The 26,412-nt window shown below is 75.3% G+C and carries 21 protein-coding genes; 13 read left to right on the plus strand and 8 right to left on the minus strand.

From position 1 onward, the window contains the following. Positions 1-74: 74 nt before the first annotated feature. On the minus strand, positions 75-641 hold the full coding sequence (locus tag O7633_RS02380; RefSeq protein WP_282325730.1) for a GNAT family N-acetyltransferase: 567 nt from the start codon (positions 639-641) through the stop codon (positions 75-77). After that, positions 638-2,773 carry a penicillin acylase family protein gene (locus tag O7633_RS02385; protein WP_282325731.1) on the minus strand — a complete coding sequence of 712 codons (2,136 nt, stop codon included), beginning with the start codon at positions 2,771-2,773 and terminating at the stop codon, positions 638-640. Before O7633_RS02385 ends, O7633_RS02380 begins: the two co-directional genes overlap by 4 nt. A 46-nt stretch (positions 2,774-2,819) precedes the next feature. Between O7633_RS02385 and O7633_RS02390 the strand changes: the two genes are divergently transcribed. The 6 genes from O7633_RS02390 to O7633_RS02415 all read left to right on the plus strand — a co-directional run bounded on the left by O7633_RS02390 (position 2,820) and on the right by O7633_RS02415 (position 10,632). Then, a complete protein-coding gene (locus tag O7633_RS02390) occupies positions 2,820-3,530 on the plus strand; it encodes a siderophore-interacting protein (RefSeq protein ID WP_074476473.1) in 711 nt (236 codons plus the stop codon). Further along, positions 3,527-4,786 (plus strand): MFS transporter, encoded by a 1,260-nt coding sequence (locus tag O7633_RS02395; RefSeq protein ID WP_278135107.1) that lies wholly within the window; start codon positions 3,527-3,529, stop codon positions 4,784-4,786. Before O7633_RS02390 ends, O7633_RS02395 begins: the two co-directional genes overlap by 4 nt. A 2-nt stretch (positions 4,787-4,788) precedes the next feature. Further along, positions 4,789-6,285 (plus strand): MFS transporter, encoded by a 1,497-nt coding sequence (locus O7633_RS02400; protein WP_347405248.1) that lies wholly within the window; start codon positions 4,789-4,791, stop codon positions 6,283-6,285. A gap of 335 nt (positions 6,286-6,620) precedes the next feature. Next, entirely contained in the window at positions 6,621-8,837 is a 2,217-nt protein-coding gene (locus tag O7633_RS02405; RefSeq protein WP_282325734.1) for a carbohydrate-binding module family 20 domain-containing protein, read from the plus strand. A 177-nt stretch (positions 8,838-9,014) separates the two neighbouring features. Beyond that, on the plus strand, positions 9,015-9,593 hold the full coding sequence (locus tag O7633_RS02410; RefSeq protein WP_278135109.1) for a GNAT family N-acetyltransferase: 579 nt from the start codon (positions 9,015-9,017) through the stop codon (positions 9,591-9,593). Between the two features lie 139 nt (positions 9,594-9,732). Next, on the plus strand, positions 9,733-10,632 hold the full coding sequence (locus tag O7633_RS02415) for a siderophore-interacting protein (protein WP_282325736.1): 900 nt from the start codon (positions 9,733-9,735) through the stop codon (positions 10,630-10,632). Between the two features lie 44 nt (positions 10,633-10,676). Here the strand turns inward: O7633_RS02415 and O7633_RS02420 are convergent, their stop codons facing one another. Beyond that, positions 10,677-12,284 carry an RICIN domain-containing protein gene (locus O7633_RS02420; RefSeq protein WP_278135113.1) on the minus strand — a complete coding sequence of 536 codons (1,608 nt, stop codon included), beginning with the start codon at positions 12,282-12,284 and terminating at the stop codon, positions 10,677-10,679. A 287-nt stretch (positions 12,285-12,571) separates the two neighbouring features. Between O7633_RS02420 and O7633_RS02425 the strand changes: the two genes are divergently transcribed. Together O7633_RS02425 and O7633_RS02430 are read left to right on the plus strand one after the other, a co-directional pair. Beyond that, the gene (locus O7633_RS02425) at positions 12,572-12,916 is read left to right on the plus strand and encodes a CU044_2847 family protein (protein WP_278135115.1); all 345 of its coding nucleotides are present in this window, start codon (positions 12,572-12,574) and stop codon (positions 12,914-12,916) included. Beyond that, on the plus strand, positions 12,895-17,910 hold the full coding sequence (locus tag O7633_RS02430; RefSeq protein WP_282325737.1) for a RelA/SpoT family protein: 5,016 nt from the start codon (positions 12,895-12,897) through the stop codon (positions 17,908-17,910). The genes O7633_RS02425 and O7633_RS02430 overlap by 22 nt, the downstream gene beginning before the upstream one ends. 27 nt (positions 17,911-17,937) lie before the next feature. Here O7633_RS02430 and O7633_RS02435 read toward each other — a convergent pair whose 3' ends face one another. After that, positions 17,938-18,441: a septum formation initiator gene (locus O7633_RS02435; protein ID WP_282325738.1), complete on the minus strand. Its 504-nt coding sequence runs from the start codon at positions 18,439-18,441 to the stop codon at positions 17,938-17,940. 102 nt (positions 18,442-18,543) lie between these two features. Here O7633_RS02435 and O7633_RS02440 point away from each other — a divergent pair, with 102 nt between their 5' ends. From O7633_RS02440 to O7633_RS02450, 3 genes are all read left to right on the plus strand, one after another. Next, on the plus strand, positions 18,544-19,236 hold the full coding sequence (locus O7633_RS02440) for a response regulator transcription factor (RefSeq protein ID WP_074476467.1): 693 nt from the start codon (positions 18,544-18,546) through the stop codon (positions 19,234-19,236). Beyond that, positions 19,233-20,531 carry a HAMP domain-containing sensor histidine kinase gene (locus tag O7633_RS02445; RefSeq protein ID WP_282325739.1) on the plus strand — a complete coding sequence of 433 codons (1,299 nt, stop codon included), beginning with the start codon at positions 19,233-19,235 and terminating at the stop codon, positions 20,529-20,531. Before O7633_RS02440 ends, O7633_RS02445 begins: the two co-directional genes overlap by 4 nt. 84 nt (positions 20,532-20,615) lie before the next feature. Further along, the gene (locus tag O7633_RS02450) at positions 20,616-21,125 is read left to right on the plus strand and encodes a PepSY domain-containing protein (protein ID WP_282325740.1); all 510 of its coding nucleotides are present in this window, start codon (positions 20,616-20,618) and stop codon (positions 21,123-21,125) included. Between the two features lie 70 nt (positions 21,126-21,195). Here the strand turns inward: O7633_RS02450 and O7633_RS02455 are convergent, their stop codons facing one another. The 3 genes from O7633_RS02455 to O7633_RS02465 are packed head-to-tail and all read right to left on the minus strand — an operon-like array spanning position 21,196 to position 23,445. Next, entirely contained in the window at positions 21,196-22,254 is a 1,059-nt protein-coding gene (locus O7633_RS02455; RefSeq protein ID WP_282325742.1) for a hypothetical protein, read from the minus strand. Positions 22,255-22,306: 52 nt separating this feature from the next. After that, the gene (locus tag O7633_RS02460; protein WP_282325744.1) at positions 22,307-22,849 is read right to left on the minus strand and encodes a hypothetical protein; all 543 of its coding nucleotides are present in this window, start codon (positions 22,847-22,849) and stop codon (positions 22,307-22,309) included. 59 nt (positions 22,850-22,908) lie between these two features. Next, complete coding sequence (locus O7633_RS02465) at positions 22,909-23,445, minus strand: hypothetical protein (protein ID WP_282325745.1); 537 nt, start codon at positions 23,443-23,445, stop codon at positions 22,909-22,911. Positions 23,446-23,812: 367 nt separating this feature from the next. Between O7633_RS02465 and O7633_RS02470 the strand changes: the two genes are divergently transcribed. Beyond that, a complete protein-coding gene (locus O7633_RS02470) occupies positions 23,813-24,400 on the plus strand; it encodes a sigma-70 family RNA polymerase sigma factor (protein WP_282325746.1) in 588 nt (195 codons plus the stop codon). Between the two features lie 20 nt (positions 24,401-24,420). Here O7633_RS02470 and O7633_RS02475 read toward each other — a convergent pair whose 3' ends face one another. Further along, positions 24,421-25,233, minus strand: a complete 813-nt coding sequence (locus O7633_RS02475) for a zf-HC2 domain-containing protein (RefSeq protein ID WP_282325748.1) — start codon at positions 25,231-25,233, stop codon at positions 24,421-24,423. A 144-nt stretch (positions 25,234-25,377) separates the two neighbouring features. Here O7633_RS02475 and O7633_RS02480 point away from each other — a divergent pair, with 144 nt between their 5' ends. Then, the gene (locus tag O7633_RS02480; RefSeq protein WP_282325750.1) at positions 25,378-26,394 is read left to right on the plus strand and encodes a methyltransferase; all 1,017 of its coding nucleotides are present in this window, start codon (positions 25,378-25,380) and stop codon (positions 26,392-26,394) included. Positions 26,395-26,412: the final 18 nt, after the last annotated feature.

The raw sequence follows: 26,412 nt of genomic DNA on the forward strand, positions 1-26,412 counted from the left end.
CCCGGGTAGGGAGCTGAGTCGAAGACGACATCACCGCGCCCCGCCCCGGCCGACCCGGCGGCCCCCGGCGTCGGTCAGCCGGGCAGCGGGGCGGGGAAGAGGGCCTCGAAGCGCTCCCGGGTCAGGAACGCCAGCCGCGCCCGCTTGTCCGGCATGTCGATCTCGTCGTCGAACGTGAAGCCGGAGCGCGCCAGCCGCCGCAGCGCCAGCTCGTTGCGCACGTCCGGCTCGACCACGACCCGCTGCCGGGTCGGGTCCCGGAACAGGAACCGCACCAGCGCCTGCCCCAGCGTGCCGGTGAGGTCACGCGGCGGGCGTCGACCGGGGGACAGCAGCAGGTGCATGCCGATGTCGCCGGGCAGCACCGCGTACCGCTCGCCGACCGGGTCGGCCTCCGGCCGGTAGGTCTGGAACAGCCCGACCGGCGCGCCGTCGAGCAGGATCAGGTACGCGTGGTGCGTCGCCAGCCCGTCGACGAAGGCGTAGACCTCGCGGACCTCCTCGACGGTGTAGCCGCCCATGCCCCAGTACACGGCCCGGGGCTGGGTGACCCAGCCGTGCAGCAGCTCGGCGTGGGCCTGCGGGTCGACCTCGACGAGGGACAGCTCGCCGAGGCCGGGCAGGGTCTCCTGGTACGTCACGTGTCCCTCTTCTCGGATTCACGGGTCAGCAGCCGCCAGTCGGTCTCCACCGGGACGAGGTCGCCGGTGGCCCACAGCGGCAACTGGTCGGCGAAGTGCGGGTCGTCGGGGCGGCCCGACGCGCCGAAGGGCACCACCCACCGGCTCGCCGCCCGGTCGGTCAGGTCCCACACGTAGCGGGCGACCGGGCCGCGCCAGCAGGCGTCCGACAGGCCGGGGACGCTGCTGGTGGCGAGCACGCAGTCGCTGTCGCCGGCCAGCGCGACGCGGTCGCGCATCGCCGCCACCGCCGCGTCGACCTCGGGGCAGACCGGCAGGTGGACGGGGTGCAGGGCGTGCCGCTGACCCCAGGTGCCGGGCGGGTCGCCGTGCGCGACCTCCTCCAGGGCGGCGGCGGCCACGGGCCCGACGTCGACGCCGAGGCCGGGCAGCCCCGCCACCACGGCGTCGAGGGCGTGGCCGATCCGCCCGAGGGGGTTCGTCCACGGCCGGAACAGCTCGTCGTACGCGCCCGGGGCGCGCAGCGGGCGCAGCGCCGGGTGCTCGTGCAGCCCCCGGGCGAGGGCCGCCCGCCAGGCGGCGTAGGCGGCGGCGTCGGCGCTGTCGGCGGCCATCCGCCCGTCCCAGTCGGCCAGCCGCTTCCACAGGTCGCGGGCCGGGCCGGTGCGGGCGTCGGGGTCGAGCCGGTCGAGGACGCCGCGCAGCACGCCCGTGTCGAGCCGGGTGTCCATGTGCACGGCCGCCGGCGCGGCGCCCTCGGCGAGCAGGGCGCGGATGCGGCGGGCCCGGTGCGGCGGGGCGAAGTCGCGGCCCAGCGCCGCCACGTCGGGCCGGCGGTCGTTGGCGCAGGCCGTGGGCCCGGTGACCGTCGTGCGGGGCAGTGCCGCGTACCGGCCGCTCCAGCGGTAGCGGGGCTCCCAGGCGGGCACCGGCTCGCGGCGGCACCGCTCGTCGCGCACCGGCACCAGGCCGGCGACGAGCTGGGTGACCGCGCCCGACCGGTCGGCGACGAGCACGCTGTTGACCGGCTCGACCCAGTCCTTGAGCGCGGCGGCGACGTCGTCGACGGTCCGCGACCGCAGCAGCGGCAGCAGCGCGTCGAAGCCGCAGCGCTGCTCGACCCGGCTGGGCGCGCGCAGGCTCAGCGCCTCGCCGGTGTCCCGGTCGTGGTCGACCACCGGCCCCCGGGCCGTCTCGATCACCTCGACGGGGAGGGGCTCGCCGTCGCGTACCACGACGTGTTCGACCCGGCGGCGGGCCGGCGCCCAGCCGTCGGCCTCGCGGACCAGGACCACGTCGCCGTCGCGGCGCAGCCGCTCGCGGTAGACATCCTGGTAGTCGGCCATCGCGTTGGTGACCGCCCAGGCGACGTCGCCGGCGTGGCCGAAGTGGGGCAGGCCCGGCACCCCCGGGAACGCGAAGCCGAGCACGTCGAACTCGGGGCAGGCCAGGCGGACCTGCTGGTAGACGCCGGGCAGTTCGAGGATCCGGTGCGGGTCGCCGGCGACGACCGGGCCGCGGCCGGTGGCCGGGTCGGCCGGCGTCACCCAGGCGTTGCTGCCCGAGCCGCCGGGGGCCTCGACGTCGAACAGGGCGGTGGCCGCCGGCCCGAGCGTGGCGGCGACGTGGGCCCGCCACAGTTTGTTGGGGAACGTCGAGAAGAGCACGTGCTGCACCAGGAAGACGCCGAGCGGCGACCACGGCCGCCACCGGCCGGGGGCGCAGCCGGCCGCCGCGAACTCCGGGGCCGCGGCGGCGCCCTCGGCGAGCCCGTCGTTGACCCCCTGCGCGTACGCGGCGACCCAGCGCCGGGTGGCCGGGTCGAGCCGGGCGTAGCAGCGCCGGGCGGTGTCGTCGAGGCGGGCCCGGCGGGCGAAGCGGTCCCAGCCCACCTCGGCGGGGCCGACGTGCTCGGCGAGCCGCCCCTCGCAGCGCCACCGCTCCACCTCGATCTGCCAGGCCCGGTCGAGCGCGGTGGCCCGGCCCTGGAGGCGGGCGAGGTCGTCCACGGTGTCGGCCCACAGGTGCGGCACGCCCCAGGTGTCGCGGTGGATGCCGGCGGCGCGGACCGGCGGCCCGACGGGCGGCGCGAGCGACGCCGGCGGTGGCGTCGACTCCCGTAACAGCGTCATTTAGGTTACCCTCCCCTAACTTAGGCAGACCTTACTGGAGGGGTGCGTGAAACGGAACTGGGAAGCCCTGGTGCTGCGCGCGATGGGCGGCCGGACCTTCCGGCTCACGGTGCGGGGGACCGAGTCGGTGGGCGGGCGCTACCAGCGGCTCCACGTCGACGACGGCGGCCTGCTCGCCGAGTGCGGCGTCCACCCCACCATGTGGATCCGGCTGTGGTTCGACAACGACGGCCGGCCCCACCAGCGCGCCTACACCCTCGTGGACCCGGACCCGGCGGCCGGGCGGTTCAGCCTGGAGTTCGCCCTGCACGACGGCGTCGCGGCCCGCTGGGCGAGCGCCGCCCGCGTCGGCGACACCATCGAGGCCACCGTGCAGGGCAGCGGGTTCCGCCTGCCCGACCCCGCCCCGCGCCACCTCTACCTGGTCGGCGACGCCGCGTCGCTGCCGGCCGTGAACAGCCTGCTCGACGCCGCCCCCGACGTGCCGGCGACGGTCTGGGTCGAGTACGCCCACGACGACGAGAAGGCGCTGCCGCCCCGGGCCCGCGAGCACCACGAGGTCGTCTGGGTGCCGCGCCGCGACGAGGGCCGGCACCTGGTCGACACCGTCCGCTCGGCGCTGCCCGGCGTCGACGACGCGCACTACTGGGTGGCCTGCGAGGCCGCCAGCACCCGGGACATCACCCGGCACCTGCGCCGTACCCTCGGCGTCGGCCGGCACCAGCTCACCGCGCTGGGCTACTGGAGCGCCCGGTGAGGTCACCGCTGGGCACCCTCACCACCCTCTACGTCACCCAGTACCTCGGCATCGGGTTCATCACCGTCGGCCTGACCGCGATCCTGCGCGACGGCGGCACCTCGCTGGACACCCTCGCCCTGTTGCAGTTCGTCGGCCTGATCTGGCCGATCAAGTTCCTCTGGGCGCCGCTGCTCGACCGGTTCGGCTCCCGCCGCCTGGGCCACTACCGGTCCTGGCTGCTGGCGTTGCAGGGCGGCCTCGTGCTCGCGCTGCTCGCCCTGCTGCCGTACCCCCGGCCCGCCGGGCAGCTCGGGCCCATCGTGGCGATCTGCGCCGCGTACGTGCTGCTGTCGGCCACCCAGGACATCGCCGTCGACGCCGTCGCCGTCCGGGTGCTCGCCGAGCGCGCCCGGGGCGTCGGCAACGGCGTCCAGGTGTCGGCCAGCTACGTGGGCAACCTGCTCGGCGGGGGCGCCTGCGTGGTCGTCTACGACCGGTACGGGTGGGTGCCGGCGATCCTGCTGCTGGCCGGGCTGACCGCCGTCGGGCTGCTGGTGGTGTGGCGCTTCCGGGAGCCCCCGCGCGTCGCCCGTCCCGCCGGCGTCGGGCCGGCGTACCGGGCGCTGTGGTCGGTGCTCGGGCAGCCCGGGTGCCGCTGGTGGACCTTCGGCGTCGTGCCGCTGGTCTACACCGGAGCGGGCGCGGCGTACGCCCTCGTGTCGCCCGCCCTGGTCGACGCGGGCTGGTCGCTGGAGCGGATCGGCGTCGTCACCGGCGTCGTGACCAGCGTGCCGGCCGTCGTGGCGGGGCTGGCCGCCGGCGCGCTGGTCGGCCGGCTCGGCCGCGCCGGGGTTCTCGTCGCCGCCGGGGTGGCCCTGGCGGCGTCCACGGCGGCGCTGCTGCCGCTGCTGACCGGTCGCGCCCCGCTCGCGCCGACGGTGCTGGCGCTGTCGGCCTTCATGGCCGCGTACACGGCCGCGAACGTCGTGCTCTACACCGTCAACATGGACTACTCCCGGCCGGGCAGCGGCGGCACCGACTTCACGGTGCTGTCGTCGTTCGGGCTGGTCTGCTCCTTCGCCGCGGCCTCCGTGGGGCTCGCCGCCGCCGACCGGGTCGGCTACCCGGCCGTCGCGGTCGGCTCGGTCGCGCTGGTCGCGGCCGGCGTCGCCGTGGGCGTGGCGCACCAGCGCCGCCACCCGCGCCCCGCGCCGGCCCCCGCCGCCGGGCCCGCTGCGCCCGTGGCCCCGGCGACCGTGCGGACCGGCCCGTGAGCCTGCCCGCCCCGGCCGCGGAGGTGCCCCCGGCCGCCCCCGCCCGCCCGCTGCGCACCCGGTGGCTGATCCTGGCGGTGCTCTGCCTCGCCCAGGTCACCGTGGTGCTCGACAACACCGTGCTGACCGTGGCGGTGCCCGTGCTCACCGCCGAGCTGGGGGCCAGCACCGCCGACGTGCAGTGGACCATCAACGCGTACGCGCTGGTGCAGTCCGGGCTGCTGATCACCGCCGGCGGCGTCGTCGACCGGTACGGCCGCCGCCGGATGCTGCTCGCCGGCCTCGTCCTGTTCGGACTGGGCTCGCTGCTGGCCGCGCTCGCCGGGTCCACCGGCCAGCTCGTCGCCGCCCGCGCCGGGATGGGCGTCGGCGGGGCCCTGCTGGTCACCTCCACCCTGGCGGTGGCGATGCAGGTCTTCGACGCCGCCGAGCGCCCCCGGGCCATCGGCGTGTGGGCGGCGGCGAGCGCGCTGGGCTTCGCGGCCGGGCCGCCCGTCGGCGGCGCCATCCTCGCCCACTTCCCGTGGGAGGCGATCTTCCTGGTCAACATCCCGATCGTGCTGCTCTGCCTGGCGGCGGGCGCGGTCCTGGTGCCGGAGTCCCGGGACCCGGCCGGCGGGCGGTTCGACGTGGCCGGGGTGGCGCTGTCCACCGCCGGCCTGACCGCGGTGGTGTACGCCATCATCGCGGGCCCGGAGCGGGGCTGGTCCTCCGCCCCGGTGCTCGGCGCGGCCGTCGGCGGCGCGCTGCTGCTCGCCGCCTTCGTCCGGTGGGAGCTGCGGGTCGCCCACCCCATGCTGGACATGGGCCTGTTCCGCAACCGCCGCTTCGTCGGCGCGATCTCCGGGGTCGTCCTGATCACCTTCGGCGCGACCGGCGCGCTGTTCCTGCTCACCCAGCACCTCCAGTTCGTCCGCGGCTACCCCGCCTGGGAGGCCGGGCTGCGGATGGTCCCGTTCGCGCTGTCCATCGTCGTGCTCAACCTCGCCGGGGTGGCCGCGCGGCTGATCCACCGGCTCGGGACGGCCGCCGCCATCGCCGTCGGCATGACGCTGCTCGCCGGCGGCCTCCTGCTGGTCACCCACGCCCCGTCCGACGGCTACGGCGTGCTGCTGGCCGGGCTGCTCACGATGGGCACCGGCTGCGCCCTGGCCAACCCGGCGATCGTGGAGGCGGTGATGAGCGCGATCCCGCCGGAGAAGGCCGGCTCGGGCGCCGGCGTGGACGGCACGATGACGGAGGTCGGCAGCAGCCTCGGCGTGGCCGTGCTGGGGGCGGTGCTCAACGCGCGGTTCGCCGCCCTCCTGCCCGCCGCGCTCGCCGGGGCCGGTTCGTTCCCCGCGGCGCTGGCGGCCGCCGCCACGGACGCCGAGCGCGGCCAGGTCACCGCCGCCTTCCGCGCCGCGTCGGAGACCGGGCAGACCGTCGGGGCCGGCGCGGTCCTCGCCGGCGGGCTGCTCGCCGCGTGGCTGCTGCGCCGCGCCCAGCGGGCCGGCTGAGGCGGGACGCGACGCGGCGACGCCGGGTCTGAAAGCCGCTGGAACCTCTTGCGGAGGAAGCTACGGCGGGCCGGCTGGCGCGTCAACGCCGTCCCAGTTTTCGAGGCACGCCGCGTGTCCCTCCGGTGACCCACCGGAGCGGGCACGCGGCGGCTGGCCTGCTTCTTTCCGGGGAAGTGCGATCGTCCGCGCGGCGGTCATGTTGCCGCTGAGTTTCAAGAATCTTGCCGCAAGGTCTTGCAATCTCTTTCAGGTATGCCGCATCGTTTCGCTACCCGGACGGCCGTCCACACGCGTCAGTGCCTCTTCGACCCCGGAAGAAGGTCCCCCCTGTCATGGAACCCGTAGGGCCACACCCCCGTGGCCGCGCCGGTCGCCTGCTGCTCGCCGCCGCGATCGTCGCGGCCGGCGCGACGCCGGCGATCGTCGCTGCCGCCACCACCACCGCCACCCCCGCCCGCGCCGCCGTCGCCCTCAACGACAGCGAGGTGACGGCGAACCTGTGGGAGTGGAACTGGACCTCCGTCTCCGCCGCCTGCACCAACCACCTCGGCCCCGCCGGCTACGGCGCGGTCCAGGTCGCGCCGCCCCAGGAGTCGGTCAGCCTGCCCACCAGCGCCGACGGCGTGCACCCCTGGTACGAGGTGTACCAGCCGGTGTCGTACAAGCTGGAGAGCCGCTTCGGCACCCGCGCGCAGTTCGCGGCCATGGTCACCGCCTGCCATGACGCCGGCGTGCGGGTCTACGTCGACGCGGTCGTCAACCACATGGCCGGCGCGAACAACCCGGAGTCCGTCGTCGGCTACGCCGGCACCGACTTCTCCGGCCCCGGCTACAGCTTCCCCGCGGTGCCCTACGGCACCGGCGACTTCCACCGGCCGGGCGACAACTGCCCGACCAACGGCACCATCACCGACTGGAACAACGAGGCCCAGGTCACCAGCTGCGAGCTGCTGTCCCTGACGGACCTGTACACCGAGAAGGACAGCGTCCGCACCAAGATCGCCGCCTTCCTCAACGACCTGATCGGCCTCGGCGTTGACGGGTTCCGGGTGGACGCCGTCAAGCACGTCAAGAAGGAGGACTTCGCGGCGATCCTCGGCAAGCTCAACAACACCGTCGCCGAGAACAAGCGCCCGTACGTCGCCCAGGAGATCTTCGACGGCGCGAGCAACGACGCCCTCAAGGCGCGGGCCTTCACCGGCAACGGCGACGTGCTCGACTTCGCGTACGCGAAGGGCCTGAAGTCGGCCTTCCAGGGCTCGATCTCCACGCTCGCCAACGTCGGCAGCTGGAACCTCGACGCGCCCAGCGCCAACGTCTTCGCCATGGTCACCAACCACGACCTGGAGCGCGACGGGGTCGTGCTGTCCTACAAGAACGGCAGCGACTACACCCTGGCCAACTACTTCGCCCTGGCCTACCCGCACGGCAAGCCGTCGGTCTACGACAGCTTCTCCTGGTCCGACCGCAACCAGTCCCCGCCTGCCGACGGCAACGGCTACGTCACCGACACCGTCTGCGGCAGCTCCTGGAACTGCCTGACCCAGTCCACCGGCATCAAGGGCATGGTCGGCTGGGCCAACGCCGCGCGGTCGGTCAGGACCGTCTCGGACTTCACGGCGGTGAACAGCAACGTCATCGGCTTCCACCGCGGCGACCGCGCCTGGATCGGCATCAACGACTCCGGCAGCGCCGCCACCGCCACGTTCGCCACCGGCCTCGCCGACGGCCGCTACTGCGACGTCGTCTCCGGCCCCGCCACCGCGTCCGGCTGCGCCGGCGCCACGGTGACCGTCTCCGGCGGCCGGGCGTCGGTGACGATCCCCGCCAACAACGCGGTCGCGATCCACGTGAACGCCCGCCCCGGCGCGACCCCGTCGCCGACGGCCAGCCCCACGGTGTCCCCGACCGCGTCGCCGACGGCCACCCCGACCAGCAACCCGACCGACAGGATCGCCACGACCTTCACCGTCGGCGCGACCCCGGCCGCCGGCCAGGACCTCTACGTCGTCGGCAGCCTCGCCGAGCTGGGCTCGTGGGCCCCGGCCGGCGCCGTCAAGCTGACCGCGCAGGGCGGCGGCAGCTACCGGGCCGTGGTCGACCTGCCCCGGTCCACGGCGGTGGAGTACAAGTTCATCAAGAAGACCGCCGCCGGCGTGGTCACCTGGGAGTCCGGGGCGAACCGCGCGTTCACCACCCCCGCCAGCGGCACCTACGCGGTCACCGAGACCTTCCGCGGCGACACCGTCACGAGCGGGCAGGTCGCCACCTCGTTCCACGCCACCGTCACGACCAGCTACGGCCAGAACGTCTACGTCGTCGGCAACGTCGCGGCCCTCGGCGGGTGGAACCCGGCCAACGCCGTGGCGCTCTCCCCGGCCGACTACCCGGTCTGGCGGGCGACGGTCGACCTGCCCCCGAACACCGCCGTCGAGTACAAGTACGTGAAGAAGAACCCCGACGGCACCGTCACCTGGGAGTCCGGGGGCAACCGCACCTTCACCACCCCGGCCGGCGGCGTCCGGACCAACACCGACACCTGGAGGTAGCCGCCGCGCCACGCGGCGACGCGGCGGCCGGCCCCGACACCGACGGGGGCCGGCCGCCCGTCCGCGTGCGCACCCGGACGTCGCGGGTGGACGGGGCGGCGGGTGCGCCCGGCGATGTGCTGGTTAAGCTACCCTTACGTGACTGTCCGTCACGGTGTCGGTCCACCGAGGAGTCCCATGACGACCGCAACGACCACCTGCCGGCGACGCGTCGAGGGGTTCGGCGAGGTGCTCATCCGCCCCGTCGAGCCGGCCCGCGACGTCGACGTGATCCACGACTGGGTCACCCGGGAGCGGTCGCGGTTCTGGGGCATGCGCGAGGCCAGCCGCGAGCGGGTGCGCGAGATCTACGAGTACCTCGACTCGCTCGCCACCCACCACGCCTACCTGGTGCACCGCGACGGCCGGCCGGCGGCGCTGTTCCAGACCTACGAGCCGGCGGCCGACCCGGTCGGGGAGTGCTACGACGTGCGCCCCGGCGACTTCGGCGTCCACCTGCTGATCGGTCCGCCCGACGGCGGCGTCGAGCCCGGCTTCACCGGAGCCCTCCTCGACGCGTTCCTCGCCTTCGTGCTGGCCGACCCGGCCCGGCTGCGCATCGTCGCCGAGCCGGACGCGCGCAACGACCGGGCGCTCGCCCGGCTGGTCCGTGCCGGGTTCGTGCCCGGGCCCCAGATCGACCTGCCGGAGAAGCGGGCCCAGCTGCTCTTCCTGGACCGGTCGGTCTTCCTCGACCGGGTGGCCGCCCAAGGCTGATCCGGTCGCCGGGTCGCCCGGTGGGGGGACGACGCCCCACCCCCGCGCGCGCCCGTGTAAGGGTAGGCTAACCTGACCGGTGTCCGATGATCGACGCCGGGTGCCGTGGGACGGAACCCGCCCACGTCCGAGAGGCGCCATGACCCAGACCCTGCCCATCGCGCCGTGGCGGCTGTTCGACGTCGAGGTCCGCGCCGTGCGGCGGCTCAGCCCGTCGTTCGTCCGCGTCACCTTCACCGGCGTCGACCTCGACCGCTTCGCCGACAACGGCTACGACCAGCGGATCAAGCTGGCGCTGCCGTTGCCCGGGCGGGCCGAGGTCGACCTGCCCGGGGGCCCCGACTGGTACGTCCGCTACCGGGCCCTGCCCGAGCACCTGCGCAACCCGGTCCGCACGTACACCGTCCGGGCGGCCCGCCCGCACCTGGCGGAGGTGGACGTCGACCTCGTCCTGCACGGCGACGGCGGCCCCGCGACCCGGTGGGCCCGCCGGGTGTGCCCCGGCGACCGGGCGGCCCTGCTCGGCCCCGACGCCGGCTTCGACGGCGAGCACGGCGGCATCGAGTTCCGGCCGCCGCCGGCGGGCCGGCTGCTGCTGGCCGGCGACGAGACCGCCGTGCCGGCGATCACCGCCATCCTGGAGCGGCTCCCGGCCGACGCCCGGGGGCGGGCGCTGCTGGAGGTGCCCGAGCCCGCCGACGCGCTCGGCGTCGCCGCGCCGCCCGGCGTGCGGGTCACCTGGCTGCCCCGGGCCGGTGGGCGGCACGGCAGCCGCCTCGTGCCCGCCGTCGCGGCGGCGGCCGGCGAGCTCTGCGGCCCCACGCCGGCTGCCGGCCCGGTCACCGACGTCGACGTGGACCGGGAACTCCTCTGGGAGGTGCCGGTCCCGGCGGCGCCGGTGCCGCTGTACGCGTGGCTCGCAGGGGAGGCCGGCGTCATCCGGACGCTGCGCCGGCACCTGGTGGCCGAGCGGGGGCTGGACCGGCGGGCGGTGGCGTTCATGGGGTACTGGCGGCTGGGCCGGGCCGACCCCGCCTGAGCCGCCGCCGGCGCGCCCGGCGGCGGCCCCCGTGCGCCGCCCGGTCAGCAGCGGCTGATCGACGAGTTGTTCAACGTGACGTTGCTGATGGTCAGGTTGTCCACGCACGGGTTCTCCACGATCCGGTTGTTGACCAGCGTGAAGTTGCGCAGCGTGATGTCGCGGGTGCCGGGGAACTCGGTGCGCTCGGCGAGCCGCACCTCGCCGCCGCCGCTGATCGTGCCGCCGCCGGAGGCGATGTTCACCCCGTAGCAGTTCTCGATCAGGATGGCGTTGTTGCCGGTGTTGGCGATGTCGACCCGGTCGATCGCCGCCCCGCCGGACTCGGAGACGCAGAAGATCCCCCGGCCACCGCCCCGGGCCCGCACGGTGCCGACCCGGACGTTGGTCGGGTAGCTGTCGCCGATACGGCCGTTGCGGTTGGCCATGCGGAACGCCGCGTAGCCGGTGCCGGCGCCGGCGTTCTCCGCGTCCACGGTGGTGACGGTGGCGTTGATCGTCTGGTTGAGCAGCAGCCCCGACTCGCCGACGTTGCGGGCGGTGACGGTGCCGATGGTCAGGCCGTCGACGCCGTAGGTCTCGACGGCGTGCGAGCTGGCCCCGGAGACGTAGACGTTGTCGATGCGCACGTTGCGGGTCCACTGGCTGGTGTCGCCGCGGTTGTCGATGCGGACGCCCAGGCCGGCGGTCAGCCGCATGTCGATCTGCCCGAGGACCACGTTGGTGACGTTGCGCAGGAAGATCCCGTACAGCGGGCTGCCCGTGACGGTGAGGTGCTGCACCTCGACCTGCGTGGTGCCCCGGGAGTAGATCGGCGCCTGGTCGCCGGAGCCGGTGCCGGTCACGTTGATCGTGCCGCAGACGTCGATGGCGGTGTAGCTGGGCAGCGAGATCCGGGAGCCGGCGCTCATCGAGCCGGAGCCGCGTACCACGACCCGCTGCTTGCTGGTGCGCCCGGCGGTCAGGCTGTTCACGGCGGCCTGCACGGCGGCGCGCAGGTCGGTGCCGGTGTGGACGGTGCTGCCGCCGTTGCGGACCGTCCAGGTGCCGCCGCTGAGCACCGCCTCGGCCTGGAACGAGCCCGACCCGCAGTCGGCGGCGGCGCCGCCCACCCGGACGAGCTGCCACTGCTGGTTGGCCCCGCCCAGGTCCTGGTACTGCGAGATCATGCCACCGTCGGCGGTGGACCAGCCCCACACGTCGAGGGCCTTGCCGGAGTGCCGGTTGACGAACCGGACGTGTCCGCCGTCGGAGTCGGCCAGGCCGAAGTGCTGGCGGGTGTTGCCGCTGACCGCCGGGTTCTGCACGAGCGGCGTGCCGTCGACGGCGTTGGGCAGTTCGAGGACCTTGCCGCTGTGCACGGAGCGGATCTGGTAGTAGCCGCCGCCCACGTCCACGAAGCGCCACTGCTGCACGGCGAGGTCGTTGCGGGCGTACTGGTTGACCGGCGCGCCGTCGGCGGTGGACCAGTTGTAGAGGTCCATGGCCTTGCCGCTGTGCCGGTTGACGAACACGTACGTCGCGCCGGTGTCGACGGTGGCGGCGGAGGCGGCCTGCGGGCCGACCGCCACGCTCGCACCGACCAGGGCGAGGATCGTCGTGACCAGCAGGACCAGGCGTGGCGACCTGCCGCGCGCGCTCACGGTCGGCATCGGGCCTCCTTCTCGGGACGGTGGCGGTGCCCGCGGCCCGCCGGGCCCGGGCGGGTTTCGCTGGCGTTCGCCCGGCCGGTGGCGGTGGCGGTGGCCGGGCGACAGGGACGCCCTCATTGGTTCAGGTCAATGCGTTGTCACGATGCTGTCGAGGGCGTCGGCGGATGTCAAGGGCGTCGCGACGGGCGGGAAAGGGCTTGCCCGGCCTGGCGGGCCCCGGACGTTGCGCCGAGCGACTACCGTTCGAATCTCCTTCGTCACCCGACGAGCGACGTGAGGTGGGTTGCGTGAACGAGGACGGCGTTGCCGTGGACGGGCCGGAGAGCCTGGTGCCGTTGCGGGTCGACGGGCATGTCGTCTACCTGTCCACCGGGGTCCTGCGGGCGGGGGCGTCCAGCGACGAGGCCGAGGTCGCCGCCCGTCCGGCCAGCCTGGACGAGGCGCTCGCCGGGCTGGCCGCCTTCGCCGGCAAGGTCGCCGACTCGCTGCGCGGGGCGGACGTGACCCGGCTGTCGGTCGAGTTCAGCTGCGAGTTCGCCGTCGAGTCGGGCAAGTTCGTGGCGATCCTGGGCAAGGCCTCGGCCAAGTCCGGCGTCAAGGTGGGCCTCGAGTGGGAAAAGCCGACGACCTAGCGACCGCGGTCGACGCGAGCTGGGAGGAACTCCTCCACGCCGCCACGGTGGCCATCGAGGTGCCGTCGCCGTCCGGGGGCCCGCCGAGCCGCGGCACCGGCTTCCTCGTCGCGCCGGCAACCGTGGCGACCTGCGCGCACGTGCTCGCCGCCGACGGGCAGCCGACACCGGAGACCGCGCTCGGGCGGGTGGTCGCCGCCGGGGTCAGCCTCACCCTGCGGATCGTCCCGGACGCCGTCCACCGCAGCCGGGCCGGGCTGGACCTCGCCCTGCTGGCCGTCGACCAGTCGGCGCCGTCGGCCGAGCTGACGCCCGTGCTGTCCAGCCCCGTGATCAGCGTCGGCGACGCGCTCTGGGCGTACGGGCACCCCGACGGCATGTTCCGCAGCGGCCAGCCGGCGACGTTCGTCTACGAGGGCCAGTCGAGACGCAGCGAGGACGACCCGCTGCGCCTGCTCCGGCTGCGCGGCACCCCGGTCACGGCGGGGTTCAGCGGCAGCCCGGTGGTCAACCACCGCACCGGCGCGGTGTGCGGCATGATCTGCACGTCGAGCACCACCGGCAGCGCCCACATGCTGCCCGTCGGCGAGATCGTCGCCCGCTGCGGGCACGCCGACCCGCGTCTCGCCACCGTCCAGCCCCACCACCGGCACTGGCTGAGCCTGCTGACCGACCGGCAGCTCGCCGCCGGCCGGTGGCGCTTCCCCGGCCCCCAGCTACGGGCCTACCTGGCGCTCGCGGAGCGGGCATCGGCCCGGCACCCGTACCGGATGCCCGCGACCACCCAGCTGCCGCCCCTGTCCGCCGTCTACGTCCGGCAGACGACCCGGCTGCACGAGACACCCACGGCGGCGTGGTCGGTGCCCGCGCCGATCCGCCCCGCCGAGGTCGTCTTCGACGGCGACCGGGACGCGTTCCTCGTGGGCGGCGCCGGCGCCGGCAAGTCCAGCCTCTTCCAGGTCGTCACGCGCGATCTGGTCCGGCGTCAGCAGAGCACCGACGTCACCGATGTCCCGGTCCGGGTGCAGGCCACCGACCTGCTAGAGGCGGACAGCCTCGGCGCGGCGGTCGCCCGGAGCGTGCGGGCCGACTTCGGGTTGGCGGGCAACGGCGGGTCCTGGCCCCCGGGCTTCTTCGACGCCCCGCCCATGTCGGACGGGACCTGGCTGGTCCTGGTCGACGGCCTCGACGAGATCATGGACTCCGGCCGGCGGCAGGACGTCCTCGCCTTCCTCGCCGCCCACCGGGCGACGCCGCGCAGCGTGCACCGGTTCGTCATCGCCACCCGGCCGGCCGCCGACCTGCACGCCTCGGGGGCGGACTGGGAGCCGCTGCGGTTCGAGCTGCTCGCCTTCGACGAGGAGCAGCGCCGCCGGTTCACCGAGGGCTGGTTCAGCCGCCTCGCGGTCGATCGCCCCGGTGACACCGCCGACGAGTTCGACCGGGAGCTCGACCGGCTCGGGCTGGGGGAGCTGGCCCGCAACCCGCTGATGGCCACCATGCTGTGCCAGCTGTTCGTGGCGAGCGCGCCGCGTCGCCTGCCGCGCGGGCGCAGCAGGATCTTCCACGACTTCGTGCAACTGCTCAGCGAACGCCAGTACAGCGACGCCGACGGCGGGATCCGCCAGCAGGTGCTGCGGCGGCTGCGCCGCTACGGCCGGCAGGCGGAGGAGGCGGGGGAGCGGCTCATCGTCGAGCGCGACGCCCTCATCGGCCGCCTCGCCGCGGACCGGCTGGACGGCGACGCGCAACCGGCCGTCGACAAGCTCGCCCGGTGGACCCGCCACCTGCCCCCGCCGTCGGTGCCGACGGGCACCTGGCGGGACCTGCTCGCCGATCTCCTGCGCCGCAGCGGGGTGCTGCTGGAGCGGGGTGACGACTTCGTCTTCCTGCACCAGACCATCCAGGAGTACCTGGCCGCGCAGGTCGTCGCCCACGACCCCGAACGGGCCGGGCCCGCGTTCCGCGACCTGCTGCAGCGCACGGTGTCGGGCCGGGCGGCGCCCCCGCCCGCCTGGCGGCAGTCCTTCGCCCGGTTCCTGGTCGCGGCGTGGCCGCAGCCCGACGCCGTCGCCTCGGCCCTGCGGGCCATGACGGCCACCGGTGGCCTCGGCGCGGCCCTGTTCGTCGGCGCGCTCGTCGACGACGGCCACGACCTGACCGTGGAGGTCGTGGACAACGCCGTACGGGCGCTGCGTGTCATCGCCCACGACGAGCGCGTACCCGTCGACGACCGGCAGGTGGCCGTCGACACCTGCGTCCACCTCAGCCGGCCCGCCGGAGCCGACCTGGCCCGGGCCGTCGTGACCGACCCGAGGATCGACCGCCGGCTGCGGGTCGGCGCCCTGCGCACGCTGGCCGACCTCGCGCCGCACCCGACGCCGCCCCGCCCCGTCGACCCGGACGGGACGGTCGGCGACGGCGGCGACAAATGGATCATGGAGCAGGTGGCGCGTCTCGTCGACGTCGACGGTCCCGCTCTGCTCGCCGTGGTCGGCCAGGACGAGGCGTTCGAGGGCGGGCAGCGCGTCTGGGCCGCCGACTCGCTCGCCCGTGCGGGCGACGGGCGGGGCCGCGAGCTGCTGGTCCGCCTCGCGCGACACGCGGGCCTGGCGCCGTTGGAGCGCCGCGTGGCCGTCACCGCGCTCGCCCACCTCGACGGCGTCGAGGCAGCGCCCCCGCCCGGTGAACCCGTCCCCGACGCGGCCGCGCCCGGCGCGGCGCGGGCCGGCGGCGCGGAGCCACACCGCGTCTCGCCCGTGCGGCGGCTGGCCCGCCGGATGGGCATCGACGGCCTCCTGGGCGGCGACGCCGCACAGGTCAGCGAGGCCCTCGAACCGGTGGTGGCCGCCCATCGGCAGTGCCACCCCGACGCCGACGTCCTGCTGTTGCAACGCGCGTTCGACACCGCGTCCTGGTGGCACTCCGGCCAGTACCGCAAGTCCGGCGACCCCTACATCACCCACCCGCTCTCGGTGGCAACCATCCTGGCCGAACTGGGCATGGACACCACGACGCTGGTCGCGGGGCTGCTCGGCGACACCGTCGAGGACGCCGCGTACCCCCTGCACCAGCTCCGGGCCGAGTTCGGCGACGAGGTGGCGGCGCTCGTCGACGGGGTGACCAAGCTCGACCGGGTCACGTTCGGCGACGTCGCCGAGGCGGAGTCGATCCGCAAGATGGTCGTGGCGACGGCGAAGGACCCGCGGGTCCTGGTGATCAAGCTGGCCGACCGGCTGCACAACATGCGCACCCTGTCCTTCCTGCCCCGGCCCAAGCAGGAGCAGAAGGCGACCGAGACGCTGGAGATCCTCGCGCCCCTGGCACACCGGCTCGGCATGAACACGATCAAGTGGGAGCTGGAGGACCTCGCGTTCAGCACGCTGTTCCCCAAGCGGTACGAGGAGATCGCCCGCCTGGTCGAGGCGCGCCGGCCCCGGCGGGAGGCGCTGCTGCGCCAGATCACCGTCAAGGTGGACGCGGACCTGAGGGCCGCCAGGATCCGGGCGGAGACGACGGGCCAGCCGAGGCACATGTACGCGATCTACCAGAAGATGATCGTGCAGGGCCGCGACTTCGCCGAGGTCTACGACCTGGCCGGGGTGCGGATCCTGGTCGACACGGTGCGCGACTGCTACGCGGCCCTGGGCGTGGTGCACGCCAACTGGCCGCCGGTGCCGGGCCGGATCAAGGACTACGTCGCGATGCCCAAGTCCAACATGTACCAGTCGCTGCACACTACGGTCGTCGGGCCCACGGGGCGGCACCTGGAGGTGCAGATCCGGACCCACGCGATGCACCGCGTCGCCGAGTACGGGATCATGGCCCGGTGGCGGCACGGCGCACAGGCGCAGGGCGGCCCCGCGCACGTCGACGAGATGACGTGGCTGCGCCTGCTGCTCGACTGGCAGCGGGAGGCGGCGGATCCGAGCGAGTTCCTCGACGCGTTGCGCTTCGACCTGTCGAGCCAGGAGTTGTACGTCTTCACCCAGAAGGGTGACGTCATCCCCCTGCCGACGGGGTCGACGCCGGTGGACTTCGCGTACGCGGTGCACACCCAGGTGGGGCACACGTGCATCGGGGCGCGGGTCAACGGCAAGCTGGTGCCCCTGGAGTCGAGGCTGTCCAACGGCGACGTGATCGAGATCTTCACGTCGAAGTCCGACACGGCGGGGCCGTCACGGGCCTGGCTGGGCTTCGTCAAGAGCCCCCGCGCCCAGACCAAGATCCGCCAGTTCTTCAGCCTCGAGGGGCGGGAGGAGGCGATCGAGGCCGGCAAGGAGGCGCTGGTCGCGGCCATGCGCCGGCAGGGAGTCCCCGTGCAGCGGATGCTCACCCCCGAGGCGTTGCTGGCGATCGCGCGGGACCTGCACCTGGCCGACGCGGCGTCGCTCTACGCGGCGGTCGGCGACAGCCGGGTATCCGCGCAGTCGGTCGTGCGGCGGCTGATGGCCGCGTACGGGGGCGAGGAGGGCGCGGCGGAGGACATGTCCGAGACCGCCGTGGCCACCCGGCCGCCCCGGGTCCGGATGAACGGCCACGACCTGGGCGTGGTGGTGCGGGGCGTCGGCGACAGGCGGATCAAGCTGGCCCGCTGCTGCACGCCGGTGCCGCCCGACTCGGTCTTCGGGTTCCTCACCCGCTCCGGCGGGGTCAGCGTGCACCGCGACGACTGCGCCAAGGCCGCCGACCTGCGGGCCCAGGCCGAGCGGGTGGTCGAGGTGAGCTGGAGCCTCACCGCCACCTCGGCGTTCCTGGTGGCCATCCAGGTGGAGGCCCTCGACCGGCACCGGCTCCTCGCGGACGTCAGCCGGGTGCTCTCCGACGAGCGGGTCGACATCCTCTCCGCGACGGTCACCACCACCCGCGACCGGGTGGCGGTGAGCCGCTTCAGCTTCAGGTTGGCCGACCCGTTGCACCTGGGGCACCTGCTGGCCGCGGTCCGCAGGGTCGACGGGGTGTTCGACGCCTACCGGGTCACCTCGGGCGTCTGAGCCGACCCGGTGCGGGGCCGACGCGCCTCAGTCGTCGTCGGCGACGGCGACCGGCTCGCCGCCGACGCAGCGCACCTTCAGCTCGTGCTCCCCGCCCGGCCCGACGAAGGTGACCTCGACGTCGTCGTCCGGCCCCCGGTCGACGTCGGCGACCCGGTGGTCCTGCGCGGGGGCCCAGGAGACCAGCCGCACCCCGCCCGGGACGCACTCGGCCACGGCCGTGCCACCGGTGGTCGCCAGGACCCGCCGCGCGCCCGACCCGGTCGGCTCCGGCCCGCCCGACCCGCTCGGCCCCGGCGGATTGGACCCGCTCGGCCCCGGCGCGCCGGGGGAGGGGGCCTGCGTCGGGGAGGCGGCTGCGGTGGACGCCGGGGCGGCCAGCGCCCGCTCGACCTCCTCCTGGCTGCGCACCCCGCCCGGGGTGCCGGTGATGCTCTCCCCGACCAGCCGGATCGCGGCCAGCCCGACCACGGTGGCGAGCACGGCGGTGGCCAGCCACCCCGCGACCGCCAACAACGAACGACGACGCATGCCCCGACTATCCCCGATCGAATGTTGGCCCCAGCGTGGGACGACGCTAAGGGACGGTTAAGAACGCCGGCCGCCGCCGGCCGGTGCGGCTAGCCTCGTCGTGTGCCCCGCCTGCTGCTGATCGAGGACGACCTGACCATCCGCACGCCGCTGGTGCGGGCGCTGCGGGACCGGGGGCACGCGGTGGCCGCCGCGTCGACCGCGATGGACGGGCTGCGCGACGCCCTGGACAACCGGCCGGACCTGGTCGTGCTCGACCTGGGCCTGCCCGACCTGGACGGGCGGGAGCTGCTGCGGATGCTGCGGGCGGTCAGCGCGGTGCCGGTCATCGTGGCCACCGCCCGGGACGACGAGACGGAGATCGTCCGGGTCCTCGACGCCGGCGCCGACGACTACGTGGTGAAGCCGTTCACCGCCGCCCAGCTCGACGCGCGGGTCCGCGCGGTGCTGCGCCGCGGCGCGGCCGCCGGGGCGGCGGATCCCACGCTCGTGGTGGGTGGCCTGCGCGTCGACCCGCGGGCCCGGCAGGTGACCCTCGACGGCGTCGCCGTCGAGCTCACCCCGCGCGAGTTCGACCTGCTGCACCACCTCGCCGCCCGGCCCGGCGAGGTGGTCACCAAGCGGGAGCTGCTCACCGAGGTCTGGCAGATCCCGTACGGCGGCGCGGACAAGACCGTCGACGTGCACCTGTCGTGGCTGCGCCGCAAGCTGGGCGAGAGCGCCCAGGAGCCCCGCTACCTGCACACCGTGCGGGGCGTGGGCGTGCGGCTGGAGCCGCCGGGCGGCGCGGCGTGAGGGCCCGCCTGGCGCTGCTGGCCGCCGCCGTCAGCGTGCTCACCCTCGTGGCGTTCCTCGTGCCGCTGGCGCTGCTGGTGCGCGCCGTGGCCGAGGACCGGGCCACCGTCCGGGCCACCGCCGACGCGCAGAGCCTGGTGCCCGTGGTGGGCACCGCCGACGCCGAGACCATCCGGCTGACCGTCGAGCAGCTCGCCGCCGAGTCGGGCCGCCCGGTCAGCGTCTACCTGCCCGGCGACACCGTGCTCGGCACGCCCGTCCCGCGTACCCCCGCGGTGGCCCTGGCCGAACGCGGGCAGAGCCTCACCGCGGAGTCCGACGCGGGCCGCGAGGTGGTGATCGCCGTGCAGGGCCGGCCGGACGGCACCGGGGTGATCCGCACGGTCGTGCCCCACGCCGAGCTGACGGCCGGGGTGACCCGGTCCTGGCTCGTGCTGGCCCTGCTCGGCGTGCTGCTCGTGCTGGTGGGGCTGGCCGTGGCCGACCGGCTGGCCCGCACCCTGGTCCGGCCGATCACCGAGCTGTCGGCGGTGTCGCACCGGCTCGCCAACGCCGAGCTGGACGCACGGGTCACCCCCGCCGGCCCGGCCGAGCTGCGCGAGGTGGCCGGCGCGCTCAACCACCTGGCCGGCCGCATCCAGGTGCTCCTGGCGCAGGAACGCGAGCAGGTGGCCGACCTGTCGCACCGGTTGCGCACCCCGCTCACCGCCCTGCGGCTGGAGGCCGAGTCGCTGCCCGACCCGCAGGACGCGGCCCGCATCGCCGCCGCGACGGACGCGCTGGAGCGGGCCGTGACCGGCCTGATCCGCCAGGCCCGCCGCGACCGGTCACCGGCCGCCGCCCCGGCCGCCTGCGACGCGGCCGCCGTGGTCGCCGACCGGGTGGCCTTCTGGTCGGTGCTGGCCGAGGACACCGGGCGGGAGGTCCACCGTGACCTGGCCGGCGGGCCGCTGCCGGTCGGGGTGCCCGCCGACGAGCTGGCCGCCGCGGTCGACGCGCTGCTCGGCAACGTCTTCGCGCACACCCCGGACGGCACCGCGTTCACCGTCCGGCTCGCCCGGCGGGACGGGCGGGTGCTGCTCGCCGTGGCCGACTCCGGCCCCGGCATGCCCGCGGCCACCGTGGCCCGGGGCGCGAGCCCGGCCGGGTCGACCGGCCTGGGCCTGGACATCGCCCGGCGGGCGGCGGAGGCCGCCGGGGGCCGGCTGGAGCTGCGCACCGCCCCCGGCGGCGGTGCGGAGGTGCGGCTCTGGCTCGGCGCGCCGCCGCCGCGCCTAGCGCCGGCGCGGCCTTAACCGGGCCTTAGCGTCGGTGCAGCGCGCCGCTATCGCGCCGGGACCGATCCTTCTTGGCAGGAACCACGAGGAAAGGTGCCCGAGATGAAGCGCAACTCCCTGATCATGGCGTCCCTGGGCGGCGCGGCGATGCTGGCGGCGGCCGGGGTGGCCGTCGGCGTCACCGCCGCCGACGACCGGGTGGCCCGCACCACCCTGACCGCCGCTACCGCCGCCCCGGCGGACACCACGACCCCGGGCGACGGCGCGACCGGCACCCCGACCGGTGCTCCCCCGGCCACCGGCGTGCCGTCGGCCACCGGCGCCCCGGCGGAGACCGGCGCCCCGGCCGCCAATGTCGACCGGCAGCGGGCCGGCGAGATCGCCCTCGCGCGGGCCGGCGGCGGGCGGATCGTCGAGATCGAGGCCGACGACGAGAACGGCCGGGCGGTGTGGAGCGTCGAGATCGTCGACGGGCAGACCGAGCACGAGATCGACGTCGACCGCAACGACGGCACCGTGGTCGACGCCGAGCGGGAGCCGGTCGACGCCGACGACGACCGCGACGACGCGGACGACCGCGACGACCACGACGACGACCGCGACGACGACTGAGCCGGCCGGTAACGGCACACCCGTGCGGGCCGCCCCTCACCGGGGCGGCCCGCACGGGTGTGTCCGGCCGCTAATCGGGCAGGGGAATACCGGATCTGCCCGAGCCGACGACCCGCCTCGGCTGGCGCGCCCGACGGCGGTAGGTGTGGAGGCCGAACAGCAGCAGGACCAGCAGCGAGGCAGCCGCCCCGGAGGCGAGCGCCAGCCGGGAGCGGTCCACCTTCGCCGCGGCCGCCGCCGGGACGACGCCGAAGCTCACCTCGCCGGTCGCGGTCCGCTTCGTCCACCCGCTGGCCAGCGCCAGCCGCGCCTGCCAGGGGCCGTCGGGCAGCCGGCGGTCCAGCGCGACCCGGATCGTGGTCCGGCCGTCGAGCGGGAGCGTCCTCGCCTCGGCCCGCACCGGTCCGACCGACAGCCCGCCGGGGCCGTCGGCCAGCCACAGCTCGCCGGCCAGATCCAGGGCGCGCCGGCCGGTGTTGTGCACCTCGGCGGCGACGAACGGGGTGCCGTCCGCGTCCCGCCCACCCGTGAGCGGCGCCACCTCGAAGCCGGAGGGTGGTTCGCCGCCCGGCCCCACCGACAGGTAGACGCGGATCCCGGCGCGGGCCACCTGCTGCACCGTCTTGTCGCCGCCGCCGGTGGTCTCGGCCCAGACGACCGCGTACCGTTCGCCGGCCTCGGCCCGCTTCGGCACCTCGATGGTGACCCAGACCGTGGTCTCGTCGTCCGGGCCCAGCTCGGCCTGGGTCTCGTCGACGCTGATCCAGCTGCTGAGCTCGTTCTCGGTCCGGCCGGGCGTGAGGACGAAGCCCTCGTCGGTGACTTCCGCCGCCGCGGGGTAGATGTCGACGGTGCGGCTGACCGGTGAGGCGTTCTCCACCACGATGCGTCGCCGGATGGTGGTGCCGGGGCGGACGTGGTCCACGATGTACTTGTGCGCGCGGGTGTCGTCGCGCCGGTTCAGCGGAGCGTCGAGCAGCCGCACGCCGACGGCGGCGGGCACGTCCTCGTCGGCGTTGCCGGGCGAGGGCCGGGGCGAGCCGTCCCGCCCGGGGGCCCGGCCCGGATCGGGCGCGCCCGCCTGCGTCGTGACCGCCTCGACCGGCCCGGCGGTCGCCGGGCCGGGCACGGCCGCCCCGGCGACCGCGAGGACGACCGCCAGCGCGCAGGCGCGGCGGAGTTCATGCCACCGAATGGGTGATCACCCCCGTGTAGGTGCCGCCGACCGCGTCGGCCGGGATGGTGATGCGCAACGTCGGGTTCCAGGTCGCGGAGTTGTTGCCGCTGCCGGAGGTCTTGCTGAACGCGGTGCGCGGGACGTTCAGGGTCACCGCGTCCGCGGAGGTGAGCTGGCCCGGCACGAACGTGCCGGTGCCCGTGGTGGAGATCGCCGGACCGGACCAGTACTCCACCAGGTTGGGCAGGATCGTCTCCGAGGGGGTGCCGCCGCCGGTGGTGAACGCGGTGCTGCTGACGGTCGCGGTCCAGGTGGCGCTGAGGGCGGCCCGGCTGTCCGTGACGGTGACGTTGCCGAGCTGGCCGTTGACCGTGGAGCCGGCGAACACGGCGCCGAGGTTGACCGAGGGCGGCACCGCGATGTCCAGGTTCGCGGTCGAGATGGTGAAGGTGACGATGGTGTCGCCGGACGGCGCGGCGGCGGCGGGCGCGGCCAGGGCCAGCACGGCGGCCGCGGCGGCGGACAGGGTAAGAAGTGGTTTCCTCATGACCGCGAAGGTAGGGGCCGGCGGGCGGGCCGGCGTGCAAGAACAGGGAAATTCGCCCATTAGGCGACAGAGTGGGTGATAGTGCCCTGGTAGGTGCCCGCGACGATCGTGGCCGGCACGGTCACCCGGATCGTCGGCGCCCAGCTCACCGTGTTGTTGCCGTTGCCGGCGGTCTTGCGGAACGCCTCGCGGGTCACGTTGAGCGTCACCGCCTGGGCCGAGGTGGGCTGGCCCGGCACCAGGGTGCCGCCCCCGGAGCTGTGGACCACCGGCCCGGACCAGTACGCGATCTGCCCGTTGGCGATGGTGCGCTGCGCCCCGCCGCCCGCGGTGGTGAAGGCCGTCGCGCTCACGGTCGCGACCCAGAGGTTGGGATTCACGTTGCCGCGCTGGTCGCGCACCTGGACGGTGCCGAGCTGGCCGGTGAGCACGCCGCCCACGAAGCCGGTGCCGAGGTTGGCCGAGGCGGGCACCGTGATGTCGACGCCCACGGTGAGGGCGAGCTGGACGGTGCGGGGCGGGGCCGCCCCCTCGACGGGGGCGGCGACCCGGGCGAGGGTCAGGGCGACGCCCAGCGACGCGAGTAACGTAGGCACCTGTCAACTATAGACCGAATTGCCAGAATTGGTCCAATAGGGTGCCCCGGGTGGGTCGTCCGATGTGGTGGCGGCGCGGCGTCGTCCACACCACCGGCCCTGCGGCGGCCCCCGGGCAGGCGACCCGGCGCGGCGGGCCGGGAACTTTTCCGCCCGGGCCACCGACCAACCGGGGTGCGGCGCTTGCGGGCGGCGTACCGAGAACGGCCCTCCGCCCCGGCGGGGGGTGCCAACCGCCGGAGCTGGGCCGGGAGACAGACCACGTGAACCGAGCAGCGTCGCGGACCGTACCGGTCCAGGTGAGCGCCCGACGACACCGCCCGCCATGGCAATGGCCGACGACCGGCGCCGGCGCGGACGGCCGCCCGTGAGCGGCCCCGGGTGGGCGGTCGGCGCGGGGGCCGACGACGAACAGGTGACCCGCTGGGCGCGGCTGGCCGGCGCGGGCGACCAGCCGGCGGCCGCCGCCTTCGTCCGGGCGCTCCAGGGCCCGGTGTGGCGGTTCCTGGCCCACCTCGCCGGGCCGGGGGAGGCCGACGACCTGACCCAGGAGACGTTTCTGCGCGCCCTGCGCAGCCTGCCCGGCTTCGCCGGCCGCTCCTCGGCCCGCACCTGGGTGTTCAGCATCGCCCGCCGGGTCGCCGTCGACCACGTCCGCACGGCGATGACCCGCCCGCGCACGGCGGCGCTGCCGGACTGGCAGGCGGCGGCGGAGGACGCGACCGCGACCGGGCCGGGGGCCGACGACGGGGTCGTCCTGCGCCAGCTCATCGCGGGCCTGGCCCCGGAGCGCCGGGAGGCGTTCGTGGCCACCCAGGTCGCCGGCCTGTCGTACGCGGAGGCGGCGCAGGTCTGCGGCTGCCCCGTCGGGACGATCCGCTCCCGGGTCGCGCGGGCGCGGGAGGACCTCGTCGCCGCCTGGCACGCCGACACCCGGTCGACGCGGGCCGGCTGAAGCCGACCCCCGCAGCCCGGTCAGGCGGCCCGCCGGTCGTCCCGCCCCCCGCCGGCCGCGCCGCGGCGGGCGAGGGCCTGCGCCGAGTACGGGTGCGGGGGCAGCAGCCGCAGCGTCGGCGTCGACGGCTCGGGCGCGTCCAGCTCGACCCGCCAGCGGGATCCCGGCGACCGGCCCTGCCGGGGCGCGGGCCCACCCGGCCGCAGACCGGGGCGCGACAGCAGCGCGGTGAGCACCCAGCCGAACACCAGGATCGCGTGGCTGACCAGCCGCGACACGGCGACCTGGCCGGTCACCAGGTCGTTGACCGACAGCAGCACCAGGGTCGCGACGAAGGCGCTGAGCATCGGCAGCACTCCGGCCGGCGGAAACCGGCGTACCGCCACGAACAGGAATCCGGCGCCCACGGCGACGTTCCACGCCGCCGACTCGTGCCACAGGTGCTGCCCGGTGGCGTGCGCGTGGGCGACGCTGGTGCCCCGGCCGACCTGCACCAGGCCCAGCACCACCTGCACCGCCCCCACCAGCCCCAGCGTGGCCCGCAGCCCGGCGACCAGCCGCTCCCGCCACCGTTGCGCCGACCACCGTTGCGCCCACCTCCGTGGCCGCCGCGGCGGCCCGCCGGCTACGGCGGCGAGCACCGCGTCGGCCAGGTCGGGCGTCGCCGTCACCACCCGGGTACGCGCCCGGCGGGTCACCGCCGCCGCCGTCTCGAACCACGCCCGGCAGTCACCGCACGTGATCAAATGCCCCTCGGCCGCGACCCGCTCGGCCGGGGTCTCCTCCCCGTCCAACTGGGCCGACAGCATCTCCCGCCACCGCTCGCACCGCATGTACGGATAGTCGCTCGGCGGCGCGGCGTGGTTCCCGCGCGATCCGGCGGGGCGTCGGGGCGGCGGCGGGCCCGGCCGACGGCCGGGCGACCCGCCCCGGAGTGTCTACTGTGGATCCGACGAGGGCTGTGATCTCATGCTTTCATGATCAATCCCTCTCCTCTCATGCGCCTGGTGGCCGGCGTGTGGGGATTCAAGACCCTCGCCGTCGGCGTCGAGTTCGGGCTGTTCACCCGCCTCGCGGGCGGCCGGACGATCACCCTCGCCGAGGCCGCCGCCGAGTTCGGGCTCGACGAGCGCCCCGCCGACCTCCTGCTGGCCGCGAGCGCGTCCCTCGGCCTGCTGGAGCGGGCCGGCGACGGCTACCGCAACACCGAGCTGGCCGAGCAGTTCCTGGTGGAGGGGCGGCCCTACTACTTCGGCGCCCAGGTGCGCTACTCCGACCTGCGCACCTATCTGCCGTGGCACCGCATCGCCGACGCGCTGCGCACCAACCGGCCGCTGACCTGGGACCCGCAGGTGCAGGAGTCGCTGTTCGACACCGTCGACCCGGAGATGCTGGCGCAGTTCTGGGACGCCATGTTCTCCACCTCCAGCTTCACCGCCCGCGCGCTGGCCGACGCGTACGACTTCGGGGCGCACACCCGGCTGCTGGACGTCGGCGGCGGGGCCGGGGCGTTCCCGATCGAGTTCTGCCGCCGGCTGCCGCAGCTGCGGGCGACGATCTTCGACCTGCCCCACGTGTGCGCGAAGGCACAGGAGCGGATCGCGGCCGAGGGCCTGACCGACCGGATCGGCACGGTCGCCGGCGACTTCCTCGCCGACCCGGCGCTGCCGGATGGCCACGACGTCGTCCTGCTCAGCATGATCCTGCACGACTGGGACGAACCGACCAACCGGGCGCTGCTGGCCAAGTGCCACGCCGCGCTGCCGCCCGGCGGCGCGGTCGTCATCTGCGAGCTGCTGCTCGACGACGACCGCGCCGGCCCCCCGGAGGCGGCCCTGATGGGCATGAACATGCTCGTCGAGACCGAGGGCGGCAAGAACTACTCCGGCGCCGAGTACGCGGCGTGGCTCGCCGACGCCGGCTTCGTCGACGTCGAGCGGCTGACGTTCGACGCGCCGGGCGCCAACGGCGCCGTGGTGGGCCGCCGGGCCTGACGCGCCGACCGGGGCGGG

Origin of the sequence: Micromonospora sp. WMMD712, assembly GCF_029581295.1 — a bacterium.
GTDB classification, from domain to species: Bacteria; Actinomycetota; Actinomycetes; order Mycobacteriales; family Micromonosporaceae; genus Micromonospora; species Micromonospora carbonacea.

Bases quoted from the DNA above. Each gene is read 5' to 3' on its own strand.
- O7633_RS02435 (WP_282325738.1), bottom strand. From the start codon at position 18,441: ATGCGTCGTCGTTCGTTGTTGGCGGTCGCGGGGTGGCTGGCCACCGCC.
- O7633_RS02415 (WP_282325736.1), top strand. From the start codon at position 9,733: ATGACCCAGACCCTGCCCATCGCGCCGTGGCGGCTGTTCGACGTCGAG.
- O7633_RS02460 (WP_282325744.1), bottom strand. From the start codon at position 22,849: ATGAGGAAACCACTTCTTACCCTGTCCGCCGCCGCGGCCGCCGTGCTG.
- O7633_RS02410 (WP_278135109.1), top strand. From the start codon at position 9,015: ATGACGACCGCAACGACCACCTGCCGGCGACGCGTCGAGGGGTTCGGC.
- O7633_RS02480 (WP_282325750.1), top strand. From the start codon at position 25,378: ATGATCAATCCCTCTCCTCTCATGCGCCTGGTGGCCGGCGTGTGGGGA.
- O7633_RS02385 (WP_282325731.1), bottom strand. From the start codon at position 2,773: ATGACGCTGTTACGGGAGTCGACGCCACCGCCGGCGTCGCTCGCGCCG.
- O7633_RS02405 (WP_282325734.1), top strand. From the start codon at position 6,621: ATGGAACCCGTAGGGCCACACCCCCGTGGCCGCGCCGGTCGCCTGCTG.
- O7633_RS02420 (WP_278135113.1), bottom strand. From the start codon at position 12,284: ATGCCGACCGTGAGCGCGCGCGGCAGGTCGCCACGCCTGGTCCTGCTG.
- O7633_RS02475 (WP_282325748.1), bottom strand. From the start codon at position 25,233: ATGCGGTGCGAGCGGTGGCGGGAGATGCTGTCGGCCCAGTTGGACGGG.
- O7633_RS02450 (WP_282325740.1), top strand. From the start codon at position 20,616: ATGAAGCGCAACTCCCTGATCATGGCGTCCCTGGGCGGCGCGGCGATG.